24 protein-coding genes, 1 pseudogene and 1 riboswitch are annotated in these 21,938 nt (G+C 45.6%); of the genes and pseudogenes, 17 read left to right on the top strand and 8 right to left on the bottom strand.

The window, feature by feature from the left end; genetic code table 11:
• Positions 1-111: 111 nt before the first annotated feature.
• The 3 genes from Q7U10_04485 to Q7U10_04475 are packed head-to-tail and all read right to left on the bottom strand — an operon-like array spanning position 112 to position 3,323.
• Positions 112-1,338, bottom strand: a complete 1,227-nt coding sequence (locus tag Q7U10_04485) for an FtsX-like permease family protein (GenBank protein ID MDO8281868.1) — start codon at positions 1,336-1,338, stop codon at positions 112-114.
• Between the two features lie 3 nt (positions 1,339-1,341).
• Positions 1,342-2,559 carry an FtsX-like permease family protein gene (locus Q7U10_04480; protein MDO8281867.1) on the bottom strand — a complete coding sequence of 406 codons (1,218 nt, stop codon included), beginning with the start codon at positions 2,557-2,559 and terminating at the stop codon, positions 1,342-1,344.
• Positions 2,556-3,323, bottom strand: coding sequence for an outer membrane lipoprotein-sorting protein (locus Q7U10_04475; GenBank protein MDO8281866.1), 768 nt, complete (start codon positions 3,321-3,323; stop codon positions 2,556-2,558). Before Q7U10_04475 ends, Q7U10_04480 begins: the two co-directional genes overlap by 4 nt.
• 81 nt (positions 3,324-3,404) lie before the next feature.
• Positions 3,405-3,514, top strand: a riboswitch (TPP riboswitch).
• Between the two features lie 43 nt (positions 3,515-3,557).
• Here Q7U10_04475 and hydG point away from each other — a divergent pair.
• From hydG to mtgA, 6 genes and pseudogenes are all read left to right on the top strand, one after another.
• Positions 3,558-4,868, top strand: coding sequence for a [FeFe] hydrogenase H-cluster radical SAM maturase HydG (gene hydG, locus Q7U10_04470; GenBank protein ID MDO8281865.1), 1,311 nt, complete (start codon positions 3,558-3,560; stop codon positions 4,866-4,868).
• Between the two features lie 171 nt (positions 4,869-5,039).
• Positions 5,040-5,240 (top strand): sulfur carrier protein ThiS, encoded by a 201-nt coding sequence (gene thiS, locus Q7U10_04465; protein MDO8281864.1) that lies wholly within the window; start codon positions 5,040-5,042, stop codon positions 5,238-5,240.
• A 2-nt stretch (positions 5,241-5,242) separates the two neighbouring features.
• On the top strand, positions 5,243-6,013 hold the full coding sequence (locus Q7U10_04460; GenBank protein MDO8281863.1) for a thiazole synthase: 771 nt from the start codon (positions 5,243-5,245) through the stop codon (positions 6,011-6,013).
• A 12-nt stretch (positions 6,014-6,025) separates the two neighbouring features.
• Positions 6,026-6,661, top strand: a complete 636-nt coding sequence (thiE, locus tag Q7U10_04455) for a thiamine phosphate synthase (protein ID MDO8281862.1) — start codon at positions 6,026-6,028, stop codon at positions 6,659-6,661.
• A 10-nt stretch (positions 6,662-6,671) separates the two neighbouring features.
• Entirely contained in the window at positions 6,672-7,961 is a 1,290-nt protein-coding gene (gene thiC / locus Q7U10_04450) for a phosphomethylpyrimidine synthase ThiC (protein MDO8281861.1), read from the top strand.
• Positions 7,962-7,974: 13 nt separating this feature from the next.
• Positions 7,975-8,709 (top strand): annotated as a pseudogene (gene mtgA, locus Q7U10_04445) (monofunctional biosynthetic peptidoglycan transglycosylase).
• A 65-nt stretch (positions 8,710-8,774) separates the two neighbouring features.
• Here the strand turns inward: mtgA and Q7U10_04440 are convergent.
• Entirely contained in the window at positions 8,775-9,158 is a 384-nt protein-coding gene (locus Q7U10_04440) for a hypothetical protein (GenBank protein ID MDO8281860.1), read from the bottom strand.
• Between the two features lie 67 nt (positions 9,159-9,225).
• The gene (locus Q7U10_04435) at positions 9,226-9,996 is read right to left on the bottom strand and encodes an alpha/beta hydrolase (protein MDO8281859.1); all 771 of its coding nucleotides are present in this window, start codon (positions 9,994-9,996) and stop codon (positions 9,226-9,228) included.
• A 175-nt stretch (positions 9,997-10,171) separates the two neighbouring features.
• On the opposite strand from Q7U10_04435, the gene trxA reads away from it, so the two are divergent.
• The 11 genes from trxA (at position 10,172) to Q7U10_04380 (ending at position 19,104) form a co-directional block, all read left to right on the top strand.
• Complete coding sequence (gene trxA / locus Q7U10_04430; GenBank protein ID MDO8281858.1) at positions 10,172-10,495, top strand: thioredoxin; 324 nt, start codon at positions 10,172-10,174, stop codon at positions 10,493-10,495.
• A gap of 11 nt (positions 10,496-10,506) precedes the next feature.
• Positions 10,507-11,436, top strand: a complete 930-nt coding sequence (gene trxB / locus Q7U10_04425; protein ID MDO8281857.1) for a thioredoxin-disulfide reductase — start codon at positions 10,507-10,509, stop codon at positions 11,434-11,436.
• Positions 11,437-11,457: 21 nt separating this feature from the next.
• A complete protein-coding gene (gene ffh, locus Q7U10_04420; protein ID MDO8281856.1) occupies positions 11,458-12,777 on the top strand; it encodes a signal recognition particle protein in 1,320 nt (439 codons plus the stop codon).
• 92 nt (positions 12,778-12,869) lie between these two features.
• The gene (gene rpsP, locus Q7U10_04415) at positions 12,870-13,106 is read left to right on the top strand and encodes a 30S ribosomal protein S16 (GenBank protein ID MDO8281855.1); all 237 of its coding nucleotides are present in this window, start codon (positions 12,870-12,872) and stop codon (positions 13,104-13,106) included.
• A 30-nt stretch (positions 13,107-13,136) separates the two neighbouring features.
• Positions 13,137-13,367: a KH domain-containing protein gene (locus Q7U10_04410; protein MDO8281854.1), complete on the top strand. Its 231-nt coding sequence runs from the start codon at positions 13,137-13,139 to the stop codon at positions 13,365-13,367.
• An 85-nt stretch (positions 13,368-13,452) separates the two neighbouring features.
• Positions 13,453-14,187, top strand: coding sequence for a tRNA (guanosine(37)-N1)-methyltransferase TrmD (trmD, locus tag Q7U10_04405; protein ID MDO8281853.1), 735 nt, complete (start codon positions 13,453-13,455; stop codon positions 14,185-14,187).
• Position 14,188: 1 nt separating this feature from the next.
• On the top strand, positions 14,189-14,539 hold the full coding sequence (gene rplS, locus Q7U10_04400) for a 50S ribosomal protein L19 (protein ID MDO8281852.1): 351 nt from the start codon (positions 14,189-14,191) through the stop codon (positions 14,537-14,539).
• A 111-nt stretch (positions 14,540-14,650) separates the two neighbouring features.
• On the top strand, positions 14,651-15,277 hold the full coding sequence (locus Q7U10_04395; GenBank protein ID MDO8281851.1) for a ribonuclease HII: 627 nt from the start codon (positions 14,651-14,653) through the stop codon (positions 15,275-15,277).
• A gap of 130 nt (positions 15,278-15,407) precedes the next feature.
• Positions 15,408-15,677, top strand: a complete 270-nt coding sequence (gene rpsO, locus Q7U10_04390; protein ID MDO8281850.1) for a 30S ribosomal protein S15 — start codon at positions 15,408-15,410, stop codon at positions 15,675-15,677.
• Between the two features lie 7 nt (positions 15,678-15,684).
• Complete coding sequence (gene pnp, locus Q7U10_04385; protein MDO8281849.1) at positions 15,685-17,769, top strand: polyribonucleotide nucleotidyltransferase; 2,085 nt, start codon at positions 15,685-15,687, stop codon at positions 17,767-17,769.
• A gap of 78 nt (positions 17,770-17,847) precedes the next feature.
• Entirely contained in the window at positions 17,848-19,104 is a 1,257-nt protein-coding gene (locus tag Q7U10_04380) for a pitrilysin family protein (GenBank protein ID MDO8281848.1), read from the top strand.
• A 45-nt stretch (positions 19,105-19,149) separates the two neighbouring features.
• Here Q7U10_04380 and Q7U10_04375 read toward each other — a convergent pair whose 3' ends face one another.
• From Q7U10_04375 to Q7U10_04365, 3 genes are all read right to left on the bottom strand, one after another.
• Positions 19,150-20,586 (bottom strand): hypothetical protein, encoded by a 1,437-nt coding sequence (locus tag Q7U10_04375; GenBank protein ID MDO8281847.1) that lies wholly within the window; start codon positions 20,584-20,586, stop codon positions 19,150-19,152.
• A gap of 63 nt (positions 20,587-20,649) precedes the next feature.
• Positions 20,650-20,895 (bottom strand): hypothetical protein, encoded by a 246-nt coding sequence (locus tag Q7U10_04370; GenBank protein ID MDO8281846.1) that lies wholly within the window; start codon positions 20,893-20,895, stop codon positions 20,650-20,652.
• Between the two features lie 279 nt (positions 20,896-21,174).
• A complete protein-coding gene (locus tag Q7U10_04365) occupies positions 21,175-21,732 on the bottom strand; it encodes a hypothetical protein (protein ID MDO8281845.1) in 558 nt (185 codons plus the stop codon).
• Positions 21,733-21,938 lie beyond the last annotated feature (206 nt).

Genomic DNA, 21,938 nt, shown 5'->3' with positions numbered 1-21,938 from the left:
GGATTAAGGGGTGTGTTAATTTAATTCTGTTTGTTGAATCTCTTATATACTCCTAAAATACTCGTTCTATTTAAACACACCCCTGCGCCCCTCTTTCTAGAGGGGAATTGCCTACATGCTTCTCTGCATAGCCTTTGCAGGCGTCATCTTTGCCGCAAAGACTGCCGGATATATTGCCGCAACAATCGAAAATATAAATATGAGAAGCGGGTAGAAGGTGAACTGCTTCAGCGCGAGTTCAGGATAGAGAAGCTCATTTACCGTTACGCCCGCAAACTCAATACCTCTATAATCTATACCATACCATGAAAAGAAGGTGACAACGCCGAACCCCATCAGAAGCCCCATTATGATGCTTATAGCAGAGAGAGATGCAGCTTCAAAGAAGATTATCAGAGCCATGCTCATTGGACGTGTTCCAACCGCCCGCAGGACGCCGAACTCGAACATCCTCTCATAAAGCGACATGAATAGCGCGTTCATTATTATCACCGCCACTATACAGAATACGAGAGTCGATGTGATGATGGTGGATATCTTTGTCATCTCAATGATCCCGTCGAGCTGCGGTATCAGGTCTCTCCAGCCTAACGCCTCGTTGTTGTTTCCTGAATATTTGCTCCAGAAAGAGAGCGTCCTGTTGCCTGCGTTGTCAAGGTCTTTGAACTTCAGAACGATTTCATGTGCTTCGCTGCCCAGGGCAAGAAGCTGGCGCGCTTTACTAATATGTATGAATGCCATGCCGCTGTCAGCCTCTCTTATGCCCATATGATATATCCCCGATATCCTGAACATCTCCTGAGAGAGTTCGCCTGTGCCTGCCTGCGCGACCGTAAGGACAAGCCTGTCGCCAAGCCCTGCCTCAAGCGTCTCAGAAGCTTTTGAACCGATGAGTATCTGCCTCTCGCCTTCGGGCTGAAGGAATTCGCCATCTCTGATAGCCTCATCTATCATTGATACATCCTTCTCTTTTCCGGGCTCTATACCGTAAAGCAGGACAGAGGTCACTCCGGCAGGAGAGCTGAGCATGGCGAATGACGCTGTCCTTGGCGCATAGGCTTTAAGCAGGGCCTCTTTATCCAATGAGGCGAGGATATCCTCTGAACCGTTTATCGTCTTTTCAACCTCAAGCGTATCGCTGAAACCTTTTGCGTGTATCTGCCCCTGGCCCAGGAATGTGTCAGTTGCCGTGCTTATCATGCCCTTTATCATCCCTATGTAGAGGCCGTCAATGAGCATGAGAGAGGCGAGGGTGATGCCTACGGCTGTTCCTGACAGAAATGTCCTTCTCTTGTTTCTTAGGACATTACGCCATGCGAGTTTTAGAAGTATCTTCATATTCTAATTCGCCCTCATCGCCTTCACAGGCACTATCTTCGCAGCCCTTACAGCAGGCCATATGCTCACTATCAGAGCTGTTGCGATAATTATAAGCGGCGGCACAAATATAGACCTCAAACTTATTTCAGATGTGAGCCTCGTAAAGAGATAGCCGCCGTATTCAATAGGTGTCGGGTATGTAATGCCGTATGTATGGAACCAGCAGTTCGCTGCTACGCCTATTACCGTGCCTGCCAGTATGCTGAGCAGAGAGAGGAATAATGTCTCAAGTACTATCAGCTGAAATATCTGCGACGGCCTTGTGCCGAGTGCCCTTAGCACGCCGAACTCCCGCGTCCTCTCAAGCACGACCATGAGGATCGTATTCAGCACACCTACGGCTATGATTATCGTAAAGACTATGATGGAGTACCTGTTGCCCTTGAGATCAGCCTGCATCGCGCTGTAGAACTGCGCCTCAACAACCTGCCACGGGTCAACGTCAATCATCGGGTCATTAAGTGTTTCCGCAATGAGGCGTGCAGCCTCCTGCGTCTTTGAATGGTCATTGAGCACAACAGCTATCTCATGAACACCTTCATCCATTGAGAGGAAATCCTGAAGCGTCTTTATATGGATGTAGCACTTTGACTCGCCGTAGGACTTGCCCTCGCCGCCGGTGATTCCCGTGACCTTATAAAGCCCATTTGCCACTGAGCCGTCAACGCCCTGCGCAATAAGCGCTATCTCATCCCCAAGCTCGAGCATAAGCACCCTCGCAAGGCCGTCGCTTATCACGACCTCCTGCTCAGGAGAAGCCGAAAGGAAATTTCCTTTGGTCACCTTGTTCTTAAGCCGTGTCGTGTTTGCCTCTCGGATGGGATCAATACCCATGACAGTTACGCCGGTTGTCTTCTTTCCTGCAAAGGCGAGCGCAGGTGTGTATACCCTCGGAGCCCATGAATTGACATATGGGATGGATTCTATTTTCTTTCCGATAGAATCGGCGGATGCGATCGTCTTGTATATCGAGGGCTTGTCAAGATACCCTTGTTTATGGATCTGTATATGGCCGGTATGGTCGCGGGTGAACATGTCTATGAGATTGCCGTAGGTGCCGTCTATCATTCCGAAGAAGAGGCCGAAGAGTGCGCAGCCGCCTGCCATCATCATGCCTGTAAGTATCGAGCGCCACTTGTTGCGGAAGATATTGCGGAAGGCTATCTTATGGACGATCATTTTATTCTCTGAAGGTTTCTCAGCGTAAAGACATCCTGCTCAAGCGCTATGTCAAATTCAAGTTCGATATATTTTATGACGGTCTTCTTCTCAGGTTTATTGAGCGGCCTCATCACAAGCACGGAAGGGATCTTCCTTCCGCTGAAGATCTTCGGTTCGCTGAACTCCATGATCCTCATCTTCTGCCCCTTTTCGTCATAGTATATCTCCCGCACGGGAAGGTAGTCGCCTTTGCTGACAACGAGGATTATCTTTGCCCAGACCGTGGGTATGTCAGCTTTAGGTATGAGTTCGATATAGTAATTCGCAGTATCAGCGTCTTCGGGAGTTATCAGTCTTCCGGTATAATCCTCCCTCATGGAGCTCTCTTTCACAAGGTCGTCATTCGTAAAGTCAGACCCCATCCACGAACTCATCATCATCGACGGCGGGACCTTCATCACCTTGTTTATCTTGGGGAAGTAGTTCCACATCTCATTCTTCATCCTGAGCGTCGCGATATCAGCGTCCTTCTTCGGGCTCTTTATTCTGATGAAGGTCATGTCAAGCCCCTCGCTCCATATGTCCATTGTGAGCGTGCGCTCCCAGTTCTCAGATGATATCATCATCTCGATCTGCCCGCGGCTCGTCTTGCTGCGGTATAGCTTGTCCATCTTATCCACTATCTCATCAACTCTCAGCGCGTCATCTGCGTATGATGAGGAGAGCGGCGCGGATGAAATGAAGAGAGCCAGCAATATCAGCAGATTTCTTAGATATATCATAAGAACAATATATCATAAAAAATTAAGACCAGCCTGGTTTTTTCACTTGCTTGACTCTCTTTTTTCCTTAACGCTATACTTTAACTACCCTGGGGGAGGCATTAGCCTGAGAGTTCTTCCGATTTACCGGAAGGAGACCCCTTGAACCTGAACCGGTTAATCCCGGCGGAGGAAAGGGAGGAAGAATCATTCACCGTATTCCTTTCTGGGATACGGTTTTTTATTTTTATGACTATGAATAAGAAAATTAACACAGACCCGGCACACATACGCGAGATACTTGCAAAGTCTCTCGGCCTTCAGATCCTTGATATGACCGAGGTATCAAGCCTGCTTGCGCTTGAGGATAAGGGGTTATGGGATGAGATATTTGAGGCTGCCGGAAAGGTGAAGGAGAAGGTCTACGGCAAGAGGATCGTTCTTTTTGCGCCGCTATATCTCTCAAATGAATGCGTGAATGACTGCCTTTATTGCGGATTCAGGACAGGCAATAAAGATGCTGTAAGAAAGACGCTTACGGTTGATGAGGCGGTTGAAGAGTCAAAGCTGCTTTCTGACAGGGGCTACAAGAGGCTGCTTCTTGTCACGAGCGAGCACGTAAAAGTTGCCGGTATCGATTATTTGGAGAAGGTCATACATTCTATTTATGATAAGACCGACATACGCATACTTCACGCGAACACCGCTCCGATGAGCGTTGAAGATTTCAAGAGGCTGAAAGGTGCGGGCATTGGCGTGTATCAGTGTTTTCAGGAGACATATCATATTCCAACTTACAGGCACATGCACCCGACAGGCGCTAAATCTGATTACGCCTGGAGGCTCGGCGTTATGGACAGGGCGATAGAGGCTGGGTTTGAGGATGTTGGGATGGGTGTACTGCTTGGACTTTACGATTGGCGTTGGGAGATTGCGGCATTGATCTCACACAGCAGAAGGTTGATAAATAAGTACGGTTTTGGACCGCATACGCTATCAGTGCCGAGGCTTCAGCCTGCCGAAGGTTCCGGTGTAGAGCTTGGCAGATACCGCGTATCTGATCATGACCTGAAGAAGATAGTCGCCATATACCGGCTCGCGCTTCCTTATGTAGGCGTTGTCATCTCCACAAGGGAACAGCCTGGGATCAGGGATGAGCTTTTGACTATCGGCGCATCACAGATATCAGCAGGTTCAAAGACAAGCCCGTCAGGTTATCTGCATGACGGTGATACGGAGCAGTTTGAGATAGGGGATGCCCGGAGCCTTGAAGAAGTTATCGAAAAGATAGTCAGCCTCGGGCTTGTGCCGAGCCTTTGCACAGCGTGTTACAGGGAAGGCAGAAGCGGAGGGAGGTTCAGAGAGCTTGCGGAAGCAGAGGGCATTAAGAATTTCTGTCATGAGAATGCGCTGTTGAGCCTTAAAGAATATCTCGAAGACTGCGCGTCAGGCGAGGTTAAGGATAAGTTAACAAAGATGCTTGATGAAGAGATAGGCAAAAACTCAAACGGGTTTGCTGAAAAGATTAAATTGATTGAACAAGGCAAGAGGGATGTGCATATATAGCTGATTGCTATTTATCTGTCATTCTGGCTTGTCCAGAATCGGGAATCAGTTTTATAAATTCCCCCTTAGAAAAGGGGGATACAGGGGGATGTTAAGATAAAACACACCCCTTACCCCTCTTATTAGAGGGGAAGATTCTGGACAAGCCAGAATGACTATTTGAAGGGATATATGAAACTCAAAATAAATGGAATAGAATCAGAAGTAGATGAGAGCATCACGATATTCAGCCTTCTTGAAAACCTGAATATCGAACCTGCGAGGGTTGCGGTTGAGGTTAATTTGAAGATAATAAAGAGATGCAACTTCAATGATCATTATCTGAAAGAAGGGGATGCGGTAGAGATAGTTAACTTTGTCGGAGGAGGATAGATATGGAAGATAAATTGGTTATCAAGGGCATTGAGTTCAAATCCCGTCTCTGGGTCGGGACAGGCAAGTACAAGGACTTTCAGCAGACCAAAGATGCCATCGAGGCATCGGGCGCTGACGTTGTCACTGTTGCCGTAAGACGTACCAATATCTTTGACAACAAATCAGAGAATCTCTTTGATTATATAGACCCCAAGAAGTACAAGATACTTCCCAACACAGCAGGATGCTATACGATGGAGGATGCTCTGAGATACGCAAGGCTCGCAAGAGAGGCCGGAGTCTCGGACCTCATAAAGCTTGAGGTGATAGGCGACGAGAAGACGCTCTTTCCTGATGCATGCGCAACACTCAAGGCGACTGAGATACTTGCGAAAGAGGGTTTCATCGTCCTTCCATATACAAATGATGACCCTGTTATGGCGCTCAGACTTGTTGATGCAGGCGCTGCGGCTGTCATGCCGCTTGCCGCTCCGATAGGTTCGGGGCTTGGAATCAGGAACCCATACAACATTAAGATCATTCTTGAACAGGCAAAGGTTCCGATCATAGTTGATGCAGGCGTAGGCACTGCATCAGATGTTGCAATTGCGATGGAGCTTGGATGTGACGCCGTTCTTCTGAATACAGCAATCGCCGGAGCGAAAGACCCAATCGCAATGGCAATGGCGATGAAGTACGGTGTAATGGCAGGCCGCCTTTCATATAAGGCAGGCAGGATAGAGAGGAAGTTATACGCGACCGCGAGCAGCCCGATACAGGGGATGCTGTAAAAATAGTTGAAAGTGAAAAATAGAAACATAGATTTTGATCTCTATTTAATTACTAACAGAAAGCTTGTCACACATCACACATCACTCATCATGGCAGTGCGTAAGTCTTTGCTTAGCGGAGTGAAAGCTGTACAGCTTAGAGAGAAGGATATTGAGACAAGAGAGTTGTTAAAGCTGGCTTCTAAAATGAGAGACTTGACTGCAAAGTATGATGCAAAGCTATTTATCAATGACAGATTCGATATCGCGCTTGCGGTCGGAGCTGATGGCGTTCATCTTACACAGAAGAGCATTCCGGCTGATGCGGTGAGAAAGGCTTTAAAGAATAAGTTATTGATCGGTGTTTCAACTCATTCTTTAAAAGAGGCGAAAGAGGCTGAAAAGGGCGGAGCTGATTTTATAACATTCGGGCCGGTCTACAAGACGCCTTCAAAATTAAAGTACGGTGAACCACTCGGCATTGATGTATTAAAAGATGTCAGCAGAAAAATAAAAATACCTGTCTTTGCGCTTGGCGGGGTGAAGGCTGAGAATATAGATGAGGTCAAGAAGTCCGGCGCATTCGGTGCGGCAATGATATCAGAGATATTATGCGCTGTTGACATAAAAGAAAAAACAAGGGAACTAATAAATATTTTAGGAGAATAAAATGGCTGATATAAAAGAGACAAGGATAGATCTTGCAAAGAAGGGCATCATCACCGACGAGATGAGGGCGGTTGCGCTTGATGAACAGATGAGCGCTGAGCAGCTCTCACAGGATATAGCTAACGGCCTGACCGTTATCTCAAGGAATATACTTCACAACATAAAACCTCTCGGCATAGGAAAGGGACTTCGCACAAAGGTCAATGCAAATATAGGAACATCAAAGGACAGCATATGCCTTGAGACCGAGATGCAGAAGCTCGATGTCCTTGTGAAGTACGGCGCGGATGCTGTGATGGACCTTTCCACAGGCGGGCCTATAAAGGAGATCAGGAATCTGCTTATGAAGAGGTCTCCTATCTCAGTCGGGACGGTTCCGATATATGAGGCGATAGTCAGGACGGTTGAAAGAGAAGGCTCAATAGCAAAGATGTCCGCTGAGATGCTTTTTCAGACGATAGAGGAGCATGCAAAGGAAGGTGTTGATTTTGTCACTGTTCACTGCGGATTCACGAGAAGGACGATCCAGACACTGCGTGACGAAGGCAGGATACTCGATATTGTTAGCCGCGGAGGTTCGTTCCTTGTTGAATGGATGATCTACAATGAGAGGGAGAACCCGCTTTATGAAGAATATGACAGGCTCCTTGAGATGGCGAGGAAATATGATCTCACATTGAGCCTCGGCGACAGCGCGCGTCCCGGATGCCTCTCAGACGCGACAGACAGGACGCAGATAGATGAACTGCTTACGCTCGGTGAATTACGTGACAGGGCTGTTGACGCAGGCGTGCAGGTAATAATAGAAGGGCCCGGCCATGTCCCGATAAATCAGGTTGAGTTGAATATCAAAATGCAGAAGGAGATTTGCAAAGGCGCGCCGTTCTATGTGCTCGGCCCGCTTGTCACTGACATCGCCATGGGCTATGACCACATCGCTGCTGCGATAGGCGGGGCGATAGGCGGAGCAGCTGGCGCGGACTTTCTCTGCTACGTCACTCCTTCAGAACACATAAGGCTTCCGGATCTTGATGATGTGAAAGAAGGTGTCATCGCTTTAAAGATAGCAGCGCACGCAGCTGATATCGCCAAAGGCGTCAAAGGCGCTATCGAGATGGATAACGAGATGGCAAGAAGAAGAAAGGCGCTCGACTGGAACGGCCAGATAGCCCTGAGCTTTGACCCTGAGGGAGTCAGAAAGAAGCGCGACCTGGTTCCGCCGACTGAGTCAGAGGTTTGCAGCATGTGCGGAGAGTTCTGCGCCATCAAGACGGTTGAGGCGGCTTTGAGGAAGAAGTAGGGACTTTTAGAGAATGGCAAAGAGAAAAAAGAAGAGCCCATTTTATAAAAAGCTGCTCTTAATAATATTCCTCATCATCGTCGGGGGTATCGCGGTTCAATTCATCTATCCCAATATCTCCGCGCTGAAGAAGGAGAACCCTGAGAAGACGGCGTTCATGAAATATCGCGAAGATGAATGGGCGCGCGATGGGAAGAAATACAAGGTCATTCAGAAGTGGGTTCCACTCGGTTCGATATCGCCTTATCTTACTAAAGCTGTTCTGATAGGAGAAGACGATAAATTCTGGAGCCATGAGGGTTTTGATTACGAGGCGATACAGAAGGCTTTGGAGAAAGATGTAAAGGCGAAGAAGTTCAAGCTCGGCGCAAGCACCATCAGCCAGCAGCTTGCAAAGAACCTTTTTCTTTCGCCGTCAAAAAGTCCTGTCAGAAAGATCAGGGAGGCGGTCATCACATGGCGCATGGAAAAGGCGCTCTCAAAAAAGCGGATACTCGAACTTTACCTGAATGTCGCAGAATGGGGAGACAAGGGGATATTCGGCATAGAGGCTGCGTCAAGGCATTACTATAATAAACCGGCATCTGCGCTCGGGCCTGAGGAAGCCTCAAGGCTCGCGGCGGTTTTGCCGAATCCGCGCAAGTTCAATCCGCTCGGCGATTCCCGATATGTGGCAAACCGCTCCCGCCTTATTTACAGCATCATGGTTAAACGGGGTATCGTCGCGCCTGAATATGATGAGGCGGTTGGTGATGAACAATAGGCACACACTGAATAGGGAGTAAGATCGACCACAAAAATAGATATTGCCGGTCAGTCTATCATCTCCAGCTTCTGCCCATCCAACTCAACCTCTGTCACTTTCCATTCTTTGAAGTGCGCGTCAATAGTGTGCGTGGCTTTGATGTCGACCTCTTTCGGGATGCTGAAGAAAGCGCGGGAAACCGGCGGCACTTTCTCGGACTTTCCGAGCATGACATTGATCTCCTCAATGGCTGTGTTTATTGTTACAAGCATGAGAAAGTCAGGCTCCTCATTAGCTATGCTGCTGATTATCGGGTTTATCTTGCCCATTATATCTTCTTTAAGCACGGTCTTGAACGTGCCTGTCCCGAGGTCATTATCATCCGGGATATGTATCTCTGAATATTCTATTCCCGGCACCGGGCCTTCTTCTCTGCTCTTTATCTCTGGCATGATCTTTCTCCTTTTTGAAATATTAAAAATGATAAATTATTATCAAAAAAAATACAAAGCATGGAGTTTAATCAACATTTGCCCCAAGCCATTTATGTATGGATTCAGCTATTTCTTCCCAGCCCGGTTCTCCTATTACCCAGTGCGCGTGGTTGTCAAACTCTTTGTAGGTTGAAACAGATTTGTATCTGTTCGCCACCTTCTTCACCACCGATGCAGGGATTATGCGGTCTTCTTTCCCTGAGATTACAAGCAGGGGGCATTTAACCTCTTCGGGATTTACTCTTGAAGCTTTCTTATTGTCGAGAAACCAGAGTCCAACCTCAAATGCCGCTCTTCCTGATTCGTATACAAGTTTGCCGTAAGCCTCTTTCTGATCTTCCTCAGGCATTAAATGCAGGCATGAGTAAACCGTCTTTTTAAACGAGAATCGGAAGGGCTTTCTCCAAAACCCTCGTGTCATCAGAACCTCTGAAAAGCATCTTACAGCCGAAGGCTTCAGTGCCATAACTCCGTATGGTGGGGCAGGGCAGAGAAGCACCGAGGCCTCTGCAAGGTTGCGGCTTACAAGTATCTGCGCGAGAAGGCCGCCCATTGAATGCCCCATTATTATTGGGGGAGCATCGAGTTTCAATATCTCTTTCTCAAGGTCTTCAATATAATCCAGGATACCTGTTGTCCCTAATTTAAGATAAGGGGCGTCAGCCGGATCCATATCGTGATACCTTAGCGACGGTGTGACGCATCGGTATCCTTTCGCCTCAAAGAAGTTTTTGTAATTTTCCCAGCACCACGGCCCTGCCATCATCCCGTGGATCATGAATATGGTTTTGTTCATTTAAAGGTATCCCCGATTTTAACCGTGATGTATATTATTTTCAATGTATTATTGTGATGTTATCTATTATAAATGCGGCAATAATTAATAATTGACAAAGAACTTATCCAAGCAATATAATTAATCTGTTTCAGGAATATTACATATCAGATAAAACATTATACAGGAGGGGATCATGGGTGACGTTATAAATGTGACAAGCAGTTCATTTGAGAAGGATGTGGCTCAGGCTGCGGGCCTGGTTGTTGTTGATTTCTGGGCGACATGGTGCGGGCCGTGCAAGATAATAAGTCCGATCGTGGAAGAACTTGCCACTGAATATGTGGGCAAGGCTGCTTTCGGCAAGATCAATACAGATGAGAATCCTGACCTTGCAAGCCGCTTTAATATCAGGGGTATTCCTACACTTATGTTCTTTAAGAACGGTAAGAACATTGACCAGCTTGTCGGCGCCGTACCCAAGGCGACGCTTGCAGCGAAAATAAACTCCCTCCTATAGCAATTAAATAAATGAGCTTAGATGTAATAATTATCGGCGGAGGCCCTGCTGGTCTTACAGCAGGGCTTTATGCTTCAAGGGCGCGGCTGAAGACACTTCTTATTGAGAAGGGTTTTGCAGGCGGGCAGGTAATGACCACTGAGTGGGTTGAGAATTACCCAGGCTTTGAGGAAGGGATTTCCGGAGCTGAGCTCTCTCAGAGATTTGAAAAGCACGCCACAAAGTTCGGGCTTGATATTGTTCAGGGGTCAGTAACCGAGGTCTCTCTAAAGGATAAGGTCAAGCGCATAACACTTGAGAACGGCATGCAGTATGAGTCAAAGACCGTTATCCTTGCTACCGGAGCGAGCCCCAAGCTTTTAAATATAGCTGGTGAAGGCGAGCTGAGGGGTAAAGGCGTTTCATATTGTGCGATATGCGATGGTGCGTTCTTTAAGGGCGAGAAGCTCGCGGTCATCGGCGGCGGAGACTCTGCTGTTGAGGAAGCGATGTTCCTTACAAGGTTTGCCGATATGGTCTATATTGTGCATAGGCGCGACCGTTTCAGAGCGGCTATGATAGCGCAGGAGAGGGCTTCCTCAAATCCCAAGGTTAAATTCATACTTGACTCCGTACCTGAAAGGATAGAGGGGGAGAGCGGCGTAAAAGCCCTGCATATAAAGAATGTCAAGACCGGTGAAAGGACAGTCCTCGATGTTCATGGGGTCTTTATATATGTGGGATATAATCCGAATTCCGCATTTCTTAAAGGTATTGTCCGCCTTGATGACAAAGGCTACATAATTTCAGACGACAAGATGTCCACATCAGCGCCTGGAGTATATGGTGTAGGTGATATCCGGGCAGGGTCATTAAAACAGATATGCACTGCAGTGGGTGATGGAGCAACAGCAGCGATGTCTGCTGAGAAATATATAGAGCATAACTTTAACGAGGATTAACAGTAATTATTAAGTGAGATTATGTTTGAATCATTATCAGAAAGATTAGACGGCATATTAAAGAAGCTGAAGGGCCGCGGCCTTCTTAGGGAGGATGATATTGCGGCTGCCATGAAGGAGATAAGGATAGCGCTCCTTGAGGCAGACGTGAGCTTCAAGGTCGTCAAGGACTTTGTTGAAAAGGTCAAGGAAAGGGCCGTAGGCAAAGAGGTCATTGACAGCATCACTCCGGGACAGCAGGTCGTAAAGATCGTTCATGATGAACTCTGCGAGCTGATGGGCGGGGGCCAGAGCAAAATATCCCTTGCCCCGAATCCGCCGACCGTCATAATGCTGGTAGGCCTTCATGGTTCAGGTAAGACCACGACAATAGCCAAGCTGGCAAAAAGGTTTAAGAAAGACGGAAGAAGGCCGATGCTTGTCGCGCTGGATACTGAAAGGCCGGCAGCGATAGAGCAACTTAAGGCGCTTGGGCTGCAGATCGAGGTGCCTGTTTATGAGACAAAGCCGGGAGATAATCCGGTTGGTGTATTTCCAATGGCTCTTAAGAAGGCAAATGTCGATGGCAGAGATGTCATTCTGCTTGATACAGCCGGCCGTCTTCACATAGACGATGACCTGATGATGCAGCTTGAGGATATTAAGAGAGAATCGAATCCGCATGAGATACTGCTTGTTGCCGATGCCATGACAGGACAGGATGCCGTTAATATCGCAAAATCATTTAATGACAGGCTTGACCTAAGCGGCATCATCCTCACAAAGATGGACGGTGACGCTCGCGGCGGCGCCGCCTTGTCTATACTTTCTGTTACCGGGAAACCTATAAAATTTATAGGAGTCGGAGAAAAGATCGATTTCCTCGAGCCCTTCAGCCCTGATGGAATGGCTTCAAGGATACTCGGCATGGGAGATGTCGTCAGCCTTGTAGAGAAGGCTCAAGAGGCTGTTGATGTTAAAGAGTCAATGAAGCTCGAAGAGAGCCTGAAGAAGGACAGGTTTACTTTTGAGGATCTCAAGAGCCAAATAAAACAGATCAAGAAGATGGGGCCGCTTGAAAATGTCCTGAATATGATACCCGGAATGAGCAAACAGCTTAAAGGTGTCAAAATAGACGATAACGCCTTTGTCAGTGTCGAGGCGATAATTAATTCCATGACAAGGGATGAGAGAGAGAACCGTGTTCTCATATCTGCCGGCAGAAAGAAGAGGATAGCTGCAGGAAGCGGCAGGAACATTGCTGAAGTTAACAAGCTTCTCAAGCAGCATCTGGGCATGAAAAAGATGATGAAGCGGTTTAAAATGGGCAAAGGCTTTGGCATGCCGCAGTTTAAATTCTAATTCATTAATTAATAGGCAGTTATTTATGCACTTGTATCTTATGTTATAAATTTTGTATCATTACAAGCTACAAATATGAACGGAGGAATGATTTGGTAAAGATAAGACTAACAAGAAAAGGCGCAAAGAAGCAGCCATTTTACAGGGTAATTGTGGCAGACTCAAGAAAGCCGAGAGATGGAGTATTTCTTGAGATAATCGGGACATATAACCCCTTGACGGATCCTTCAACGATCAAGATCGATACGGAAAGGGCTAAATACTGGCTCGGTTGCGGGGCACAGCCATCATCTCAAGTAAAAAAACTTTTGCAGATCTCTGGTATCTAACTATCATCCCCAATTTGTATGGAGGTTGAAATGAAGGAACTGGTTGAGAAAATGGCGAAGTCACTGGTTGATAACCCGGATGAGGTATCGGTTGCTGAGATAGACGGGGAGAGGACTGTGGTTTTTGAGCTTCGTGTTGCAACAAGCGATCTTGGAAAGGTGATTGGCAAGCAGGGCAAGACAGCAAGGGCTATGAGGACCATCCTGAGTGCTACAGGGACAAAGCTTGGGAAGCGTGCTGTGCTTGAAATTCTGGAATAACCTGCTGCAATATATATCATTAATATATTACTGCCTTACTGAAGAGGAGGAGTTTGCTCCTCTTCTTCAATTATAAGGCTTCAATATGAGATGTGATGTTTTAACTATCTTCCCTGAGATAATAAGCGCTTATCTTGATGAAGGAATTTTAAAGATAGCGCGCCAAAAGAGGCTGCTTGATGCAACAGTCTGCAACTTAAGGGACTTTGCAGAAGGCAGGCATAAAGAAACAGACGATTATCCATTCGGCGGCGGGCCTGGGATGGTATTTAAACCCGAGCCGATATTCAAGGCAATGGATGCCCTTAGTGAGGATGGGGAGCAGAGAAGGGTTGTTCTTCTTAGCCCGCAGGGAAAAACCTTTGACCAGTCGATGGCAGAGGAATTCTCAAGAGAAGAGAAGAGGCTGGTATTTATATGCGGCCGTTATGAGGGGATTGACGAGAGGGTAAGGCTTTCGCTTGTTGATGAAGAGGTCTCGATTGGAGACTATGTTTTGACAGGCGGGGAACTCGCAGCTCTTGTTATTATAGATGCAGTTACAAGACTTATTCCGGGTGTTCTGGGTGACGAAAAGTCGATTGAGGATGAGTCGTTTTCGTGGGGTTTGCTTGACTATCCCCACTACACAAGGCCCAGGGAGTTCAGAGGGCTTGGAGTTCCGGAGGTTCTCATATCCGGTAATCATAAGGATATAGAGACCTGGAAAAGGAAAGAGGCACTGAGAAAGACCATGCAGATGAGGCCGGAACTGCTCAAAAAAAATAATTTAACAGATTTAGATAAAAAACTGATCTCAGAGATAGAGGAGGAGCAGTAAAATGAATGCAATAAAGACGATAGAAGAGGGTTTTAAGAAAGAGATTCCCCATTTCAGTATAGGCGATACTGTTAATGTCAAGATGAAGGTCAAAGAAGGTGAAAAAGAGAGGATACAGGCCTATCAAGGGGTGGTTATCGCTCGCAGCGGAGGCAGTATCCGCGAGAATTTTGTAGTCAGAAAGATTTCATATGGAGTAGGAGTTGAAAGGATTATCCCGCTTCATTCTCCGCTTGTTGATGGTATTGAGGTAGTGAAAAGAGGAGTTGTGAGAAGAGCAAAGCTTTATTACTTGAGAGGCAAGAAGGGTAAGGCCGCAAAGATCAAGGAAAAGTCTTTCATTTCTTTATAAATATAAATAATTTCAGGCAGAACAATAGTAATGATGAGCAGAACTCATTGAGTTTTGCTCATTTCTTTTTAATTTTTTTAAATTGTGCTTTTATTGAGACCTTAGTTTAAGATGAACGCCCTTCCGCCAAACTTTTTATATGACGAGGATATTCGCAGGAACTTTCCTGTTATAGCCGGCATTGATGAGGCAGGAAGGGGGCCTCTTGCCGGCCCGGTTGTAGCTGCTGTAGTGATCCTTCCTGCGGGACTTGTTATACACGGGCTTGATGATTCGAAGAAGATACCCGAAAAAAAAAGGAAGAGGATATTCTGGGAGGTTGTGAGCAGATGCGCCGATGTCGGGGTCGGTATAATAGATGCGGGGACCATAGACAGGATAAATATTCTTCAGGCTACAAAGCTTGCCATGAAGACTGCGCTTGAGGGCCTTAGTCTGAAGCCGGATATTCTATTGATCGATGCTGTTAAGCTGCCTGATATAAATATAAGGCAGGAGAATATAATAAAGGGTGATGCCAAAAGCGCATCTATAGCTGCCGCATCAGTTGTTGCGAAGGTAGTGAGAGATGATATTATGCAGGATTACCATGGAGAGTATCCCGGTTTTAATTTCATTGCCCATAAGGGATACGGGACCAGGGACCATATTGAATGCCTCTTTTTGCACGGGCCCTGCCCGATCCATAGAATGAGTTTTGGCAAGGTTAAGGATGTGAGGATGTCATTTAATGATTAGCACAGAAATTACAGCCTGAGTTAGATTTTTGCAGATTATTTGTCAATATTATATTTTTTTTAAACATTGTTTACATACACAGAAGTCTTATGCTATAATTTTATTCGCTAAATAAGGAAAGGTAAATTAAATGGCAACCTACAACGAAAACAAGACCGAGATAATAAAAAAGTTTGAACTTCACGGGACTGACACAGGTTCTCCAGAGGTTCAGATCGCTTTGATAAGCGGGAGACTAAACGCTCTTATGTCGCATTTTCAGACCCACAAAAAAGACCAGAACTCCAGAAAGGGGCTTCTGAAGCTTGTGGGGAGAAGACGCAGGCTGCTTGGCTATCTGAAGAGAACAGAGAGAAAGCGCTATGATAAGCTCATTGATGAGCTCGGCTTAAGGGGTTAGTTTCTAAATGGTAAAAAAAGTTGAACTTGAAGTAAGAGGCAATTCGCTTGCGCTTGAAACCGGAAAATTTGCAAAGCAGGCAGACGGCTCTGTTATTGTAAAATACGGCGACACCATGGTGCTCGCGACAGTAGTTGCAAAGAAGGAAGCAAGAAAAGATATAGATTTTTTCCCCCTCACCATTGATTATCAAGAGAAGACCTACGCTGCCGGTAAGATCCCGGGCGGTTTCTTTAAGAGGGAAGGCAGGGCTACTGAAAAGGAGACCTTAACATCCCGCCTCATTGACAGGCCCACAAGGCCTCTATTTCCGGATGGTTTTTATTCAGAGACACAGGGCATAGTATCCGTTCTTTCATTCGGAGAAGAGAATATATCAGACATACTCGGCATTATCGGCATGTCCGCAGCACTTAGTATTTCTAATATCCCTTTTGACGGCCCTGTCGGCGCTGTAAGGGTTGGCATCATGGGTGACACATTTATCATGAATCCAAATCTTCAGGAGACAGATTCATGCGACTTCTCTCTTGTTGTTGCAGGTACTGAGAATGCTGTAATGATGGTAGAGGGCGGAGGCACAGAGGTCACTGAGGCTGTCCTTCTTCAGGCGCTTGAGCTTGCCCATAATGAGATAAAACGTTATGTTCAGTTACAGAAAGATTTTGTTTCAATAGCAGGCCAGGAAAAGAGAACGGTAACACCGCCTGAGACAAATGAAGAGTTATTAAATAAAATATCCTCCATATGCCTTGAGAAGATCAAAGGGGCAATTGTAATCCCGGATAAGCTGATGCGTCAGTCAGTCCTTGATAATATCAAACATGATGTGATAGCTGAACTGAATACAGCCGAGAATGACATATCCAGGGATATATCATCCGGATTCGATAAAATAGAGAAAGACCTGGTCAGGAATATGATCCTCGAAAAGGGTATAAGGGCTGACGGCAGAAAGCCGGATGAGGTCAGAAAGATAAGCTGTGATGTAGGAATACTTCCAAGGGCTCATGGTTCAGCGCTCTTTCAAAGGGGTGAGACACAAGCCCTTACCGTTGTTACACTCGGCACCTCGGATGATGAGCAGAGGATAGATTCTCTTGAGGGAGAGTATAAGAAGACCTTCATGCTGCATTACAATTTCCCGCCTTTCAGCGTCGGAGAAGTAAAGTTTCTCCGTGGCGCAGGCAGGAGAGAGATCGGCCATGGCATGCTTGCTGAGCGTGCGTTAAAGGCGATGCTCCCTGATAGGGCTAAATTCCCATATACCATAAGGATAGTATCTGACATACTTGAGTCAAACGGTTCTTCCTCAATGGCCACAGTCTGCGGCGGAACAATGGCTCTTATGGATGCTGGTGTGCCTATCAAGGCGCCTGTTGCCGGTATAGCTATGGGTTTGATTAAAGAAGGTGACAAGACCGTAGTGCTTACGGATATACTCGGGCTTGAAGATCACCTCGGTGATATGGACTTTAAGGTGACCGGCACTTCCGAGGGCATAACTGCCTTTCAAATGGATGTAAAGATCAACGGCGTTTCAAGGCAGATAATGGAAGAGGGACTTGAACAGGCAAAGAAGGGCAGGCTCCATATTCTCGGAAAGATGAATGAAGTCCTTACAACTCCAAGGGAAGACCTCGCAAAGTATGCTCCGAGGATATACACCATGATGATAAAGACCGACAAGATAAGGGATATTATCGGAACCGGCGGCAAGGTCATAAGAGGCATAATAGAGGAGACAGGCGCCAAGATCAATGTGGATGATACAGGCCTTATCAGTATCGCCTCAAATGACGAGGCATCAGCACAGAAGGCCATTGAAATTATCAAGGGCATATTGGAAGAGCCTGAGATGGGGAAAATATATACTGCTAAGGTAATGAGAGTGGTTGACTTCGGCGCTTTTGTAGAGATATTGCCAGGTAAAGAGGCGTTGCTTCATATCTCTCAGATATCAAACAAGAGGGTTGAAAATGTCTCTGACGAGATAAAAGAGGGAGATGTATTCCCTGTAAAGGTAATCAAGCTGGATAAGACAGGTAAGGTAGGCGTCAGCCGTAAAGATGCCATGCCGGATAATTCATAAAGACTCTCCAGGGTTTTCCCCGACAGGGGAAGACCTGATTTTCTACTTTTAGTTTCATTCTAAACACTACATACCTGAATGTATAAAAAGACGCTCCTTAACAACGGCATCCCCTTAGTATCATTTAAATCAAATGATGTCCGTTCCGTCTGCGTCGGTATATGGGTAAATACAGGCGCAAGGTATGAGAACCTCGCAAACAACGGGATCTCGCATTTTCTGGAGCACATGTTCTTTAAGGGCACTGTGAAGAGGAACGCGAAAGAGATCGCCATGGAGTCTGACAACCTTGGTGCAGAACTCAACGCCTTCACATCTACCGAGAATACAACTTTCTATATAAAGGTGCTTGATGACCACTTAGGGCAGGCGCTTGAACTCCTGACCGATATCTTCCAGAATTCTACATTCCCGGATGAAGATATAGAAAAGGAGAAGGGCATCATCGCTGAAGAGATAAAGATGGTCGAGGATTCGCCGTCTGATCTGGTGCATGACCTCTTCAGCAAAAGTGTATGGAGCGAGGAGGGGCTCGGGCTTTCAGTTCTCGGAAGCCTTGAGGTTATAGACGGATTCAAAAGGGACTCACTTACACAATACAGGAAAGAAAAATACGGAGCAGGCAACATTGTTGTCGCATGCAGCGGTAACTTTAATGAGAGCCTTCTTGTAGAGCACCTTGAAAAGACTATCGGATGCCTTGATAATGCCTCTGCTGCCGGAGATCTGCCGTTGCAGAAATTTAACGGTGCTCTTAACATTGTCGTCAAGGATCTCTCAGAGTCCCATATCTGTCTCGGACTTAAAGGCATCTCTGCAAAGAGCCCGGAAAGATACAAGATGTATCTCCTCAACACGATAATCGGCGCCGGCGCAAGCTCAAGGCTCTTTCAGGAGGTAAGGGAGAAACGGGGTCTGGTATATTCCATAGGCTCTTATAACTCTTCATATTCCGATAACGGCCTCTGGGGCGTTTATGCGGGCACAGACAAGAGCCATGTAAAAGAGGTGGTTGATATCACAGTGAATGAGATAAGGAACATCTCAGATACGGTCACATCCGAAGAGCTTGTCAGGGCGAAGAACCAGCTTAAGGGCAGCCTTATCTTTGCGCTTGAGTCCATGAACAGCAGGATGACCAGCATCGCAAGGCAGGAGATAAATTACGGTAGATATTATACGCCTGAGGAGACATTGAAGTTTGTAGATTCAGTCTCTCTTGAAGACCTTCAATCCTTTGCCCGGAAACTCATTAACAACAGTCCGTTTGCACTGACCGTTTACGGCCCTGTAAGCGAAGGGGATGTCAAGGATTTTGAGAAGATACTGAAGTAGATTTGTGGCACAGAGCTTTCTGTTACCATAACGGCCTGTGATCTTTTATTCTTTTTCATTCTGCCGGGTCTCAGCCAGTTCCGAGTAGCAATACCGGAATTTACCGGACAAGGACAGAGAAAGTTTGTCATGGAACTCAAACCTGACCAATGCAGCCTCCCCCATGATTTTTCTGATGATGCGTGTAATTGTTTCCTTATCTTTCAGATCAAATTTATTGTCACATACAAGCCTGACGATAATAAGGTCAACCTCCCTTTGTATTATCTGATATTGTTTGATCCCGCTGACTTTTTTAGGAATAACATCAAAAGCGCCATATACTACCCCCCCATCGCTTCTTCTGAATAAATCAGCCGTCCGGCCTTTTAAGCTTTCTATTACAGTTCCCTGCCGTCCGCATTCGCAAACTTGCTCTTTCATTTGCACCATGTCTCCCTGACAGTACCTTATAAAAGGGAAGCCGAAATTGTTCAGATCTGTTAATATGATCTCACCGGCATTTCCTCCGTCTTGTGTTTTATCGGAGCCGATGACCTCAGCATAGCAATTTTCCATGCTAACATGCATACCATTATGCATTTCACACTCATATGCTATGATCCCGAGTTCACGTGAGACATACCGGTTAAAAATCCTGCAGTTCAATGTTTTATTAATAAATTCCCGTTGGTGTGGATAAAGCATCTCTGCCGAGGAATAAACAGACCGTAGCTTCAGGTCGGTCAGATTTTTTCTCCGCAGATATTGGGCAAAGGCATACAACGCTGAAGCATAGCCTGTGAGTAGTACCGGACGTTCTTGCCTTATGCGGAGTGCTAACTCTGCATATTTTTCATCGGAAAGATCAAGCGCGCTGTATTTGAAACTATTGTCTGCAATTTTTTTCATGCTCTCTCTTAACCTTGCATATAGCGACTGATTTTTATTTGCATCCATTATTCCCCATAGGTAGGCCGTCCTGTCACCAAGCTGCCACCCAGAATATGACAGAGACCTCCAATAATCGGCTTTATAGTGATCCCAGTGATTGCGGTCTTGCCAGAAACTAAGAGGCATTCCTGAGGTGCCGCTGCTCGATGTCGGTAAAAGGTTTTTTCGGACTTTGATGTCGGTGGTGAAGAATTCTTCACGGTGGTCAATAATGTCCTTCTTGGTAAGAAGAGGAATTTTACGGAAATTGTTGAAATCCTTATCTAAGTCCTCAGGGCGGAAACCCACTTCATCAAATGTTCTGCGGTAATAAGGGACATACTGAAATGCATAAGAGATCAATTTATAAAGCTTGGCGCGTTGCAGGGACAGAAGGCTGTCGCGGTCTAGAAACTCAGTACGTTTAAGCTCATTGTAAATTTTGAGGAAACGGCGTCCAGATACAAGCTGGTATAGTTTAATAAGATTTTCACGCATTAACGCATTATTTCCAGAGGTGATGCTATTATATTGCCTATGATAATGTGATAAAAAAGGCTTTGCTGTCAAGAAGGCAGATCCTAATAATTGGTGCTAAGGATTTTGAGAAGCTACTGAAGTAGTTCCCTGTGATTAGTCACTTCTTCTTTTTCTGATATTTTCATATTCCTGTATCTTTTCTTTTGTCAGTATGTCATGGCACTCTTCACACCAATATTGATCCCCAAGAGCGGAATAACCACCAGTCCCTAAATTAATAATGATCCCGCATTGAGAGCATTTTGTAGGTTCGTAAGCAGGCGGGTTCTCAAGTTTTTCAAAATTGTATTCATTAGTCCCGTACCAAACGTACATTTCTGTCTTGAAGGATGCCTGCATTCCAAGCAGTCTTTCCAGTTGCCGCTGTGTCCTTCAGTCTGATGATAACCGCACAAGGTGAAGCTTCTATGATTCCTGCTGCAACTATTTCTGGCTTAGGAAAATATGACATATTTATGTTCATCATTACATATCCAGTTCCCACAGCAATCTGTCTGGATCAGATTTGTATTTTTCCCGCAAAGCCCGCATCTCGGTTTCTCTTGTGTCTTTTTGCTTGGGAAAGGAATTACGTTTGATTTAGCTTTCTGCTTAGCCATATGTCTTCTATCGATATTATTAGGACTCCAGTTTTGACGCATATCCAGCATCGACCGAAGCTTTAATAATATATTGCAAATCATTTATTGGTGGTATTAAAAAATCAACATTGAATTCTTTGTTATGAAAATAGTTTAAGATTTTATAAATAGCGTCTATATTAGATTTGAGTTCATCGTATGTAATATTTGCATCTGCCCATACAGCTTTTGGGTCCTTTACGCCTTTCTTGTCAATATGGAAATGAGTTTTATTCCTGACGATCTTGAGTTTATTTGCAATGTCATAGATAGCCATAAAATCTATATTCTCTCGCTTTATGAATTCTTTAACTTCGTCCGATTTATATCTGAAAATGTACCAGAAGGTGGTGCTTTGAGAATCTTGGTCTAATACTTTTATCATATGCGCAACCATATCATTGAAAAGTGAATCTTGCGCGAGTACAAAAAAAGAATCATAAAAGTTCAATAGTAATTTCTCATCAATTTCCCGATAAGCATCGTACTCTAACTTTGCCATAACTACTTCATTTAGATTTCTTTGTAATGCAGATTTATAGGTTTCGTCATTCATAATGTTACCTTGCGTGAGTCCTAACAATTAGTATACTGCCAGCCGTATTTTTTTGAATAAGAAAAGTATAGTTGTATGAGTAGGAAAACACAAGGTACAAAATGTAGTGGTAAGTTAAGTGAAAAGAAGCAAACAACACACCCCTCACCCCTCTTTTTAGAGGGGAATAAAAGGAGGTGATTCCTCGAAACACGGGACAGGTTCAG

The sequence above is a fragment of the Thermodesulfovibrionia bacterium genome, from assembly GCA_030646035.1.
Lineage (GTDB): Bacteria > Nitrospirota > Thermodesulfovibrionia > UBA6902 > UBA6902 > JACQZG01.
Note: the sequence above shows the minus strand (reverse complement) of the source record. Positions and strands in the feature narration are given on the sequence as shown.

Coding starts and splice junctions, on each gene's coding strand:
- Q7U10_04485 (MDO8281868.1), bottom strand. CDS start 1,338: ATGAAGATACTTCTAAAACTCGCATGGCGTAATGTCCTAAGAAACAAG.
- Q7U10_04480 (MDO8281867.1), bottom strand. CDS start 2,559: ATGATCGTCCATAAGATAGCCTTCCGCAATATCTTCCGCAACAAGTGG.
- Q7U10_04475 (MDO8281866.1), bottom strand. CDS start 3,323: ATGATATATCTAAGAAATCTGCTGATATTGCTGGCTCTCTTCATTTCA.
- hydG (MDO8281865.1), top strand. CDS start 3,558: ATGAATAAGAAAATTAACACAGACCCGGCACACATACGCGAGATACTT.
- thiS (MDO8281864.1), top strand. CDS start 5,040: ATGAAACTCAAAATAAATGGAATAGAATCAGAAGTAGATGAGAGCATC.
- Q7U10_04460 (MDO8281863.1), top strand. CDS start 5,243: ATGGAAGATAAATTGGTTATCAAGGGCATTGAGTTCAAATCCCGTCTC.
- Q7U10_04440 (MDO8281860.1), bottom strand. CDS start 9,158: ATGCCAGAGATAAAGAGCAGAGAAGAAGGCCCGGTGCCGGGAATAGAA.
- Q7U10_04435 (MDO8281859.1), bottom strand. CDS start 9,996: ATGAACAAAACCATATTCATGATCCACGGGATGATGGCAGGGCCGTGG.
- trxA (MDO8281858.1), top strand. CDS start 10,172: ATGGGTGACGTTATAAATGTGACAAGCAGTTCATTTGAGAAGGATGTG.
- trxB (MDO8281857.1), top strand. CDS start 10,507: ATGAGCTTAGATGTAATAATTATCGGCGGAGGCCCTGCTGGTCTTACA.
- ffh (MDO8281856.1), top strand. CDS start 11,458: ATGTTTGAATCATTATCAGAAAGATTAGACGGCATATTAAAGAAGCTG.
- Q7U10_04410 (MDO8281854.1), top strand. CDS start 13,137: ATGAAGGAACTGGTTGAGAAAATGGCGAAGTCACTGGTTGATAACCCG.
- trmD (MDO8281853.1), top strand. CDS start 13,453: ATGAGATGTGATGTTTTAACTATCTTCCCTGAGATAATAAGCGCTTAT.
- rplS (MDO8281852.1), top strand. CDS start 14,189: ATGAATGCAATAAAGACGATAGAAGAGGGTTTTAAGAAAGAGATTCCC.
- Q7U10_04395 (MDO8281851.1), top strand. CDS start 14,651: ATGAACGCCCTTCCGCCAAACTTTTTATATGACGAGGATATTCGCAGG.
- rpsO (MDO8281850.1), top strand. CDS start 15,408: ATGGCAACCTACAACGAAAACAAGACCGAGATAATAAAAAAGTTTGAA.
- pnp (MDO8281849.1), top strand. CDS start 15,685: ATGGTAAAAAAAGTTGAACTTGAAGTAAGAGGCAATTCGCTTGCGCTT.
- Q7U10_04380 (MDO8281848.1), top strand. CDS start 17,848: ATGTATAAAAAGACGCTCCTTAACAACGGCATCCCCTTAGTATCATTT.
- Q7U10_04370 (MDO8281846.1), bottom strand. CDS start 20,895: ATGCAGGCATCCTTCAAGACAGAAATGTACGTTTGGTACGGGACTAAT.
- Q7U10_04365 (MDO8281845.1), bottom strand. CDS start 21,732: ATGAATGACGAAACCTATAAATCTGCATTACAAAGAAATCTAAATGAA.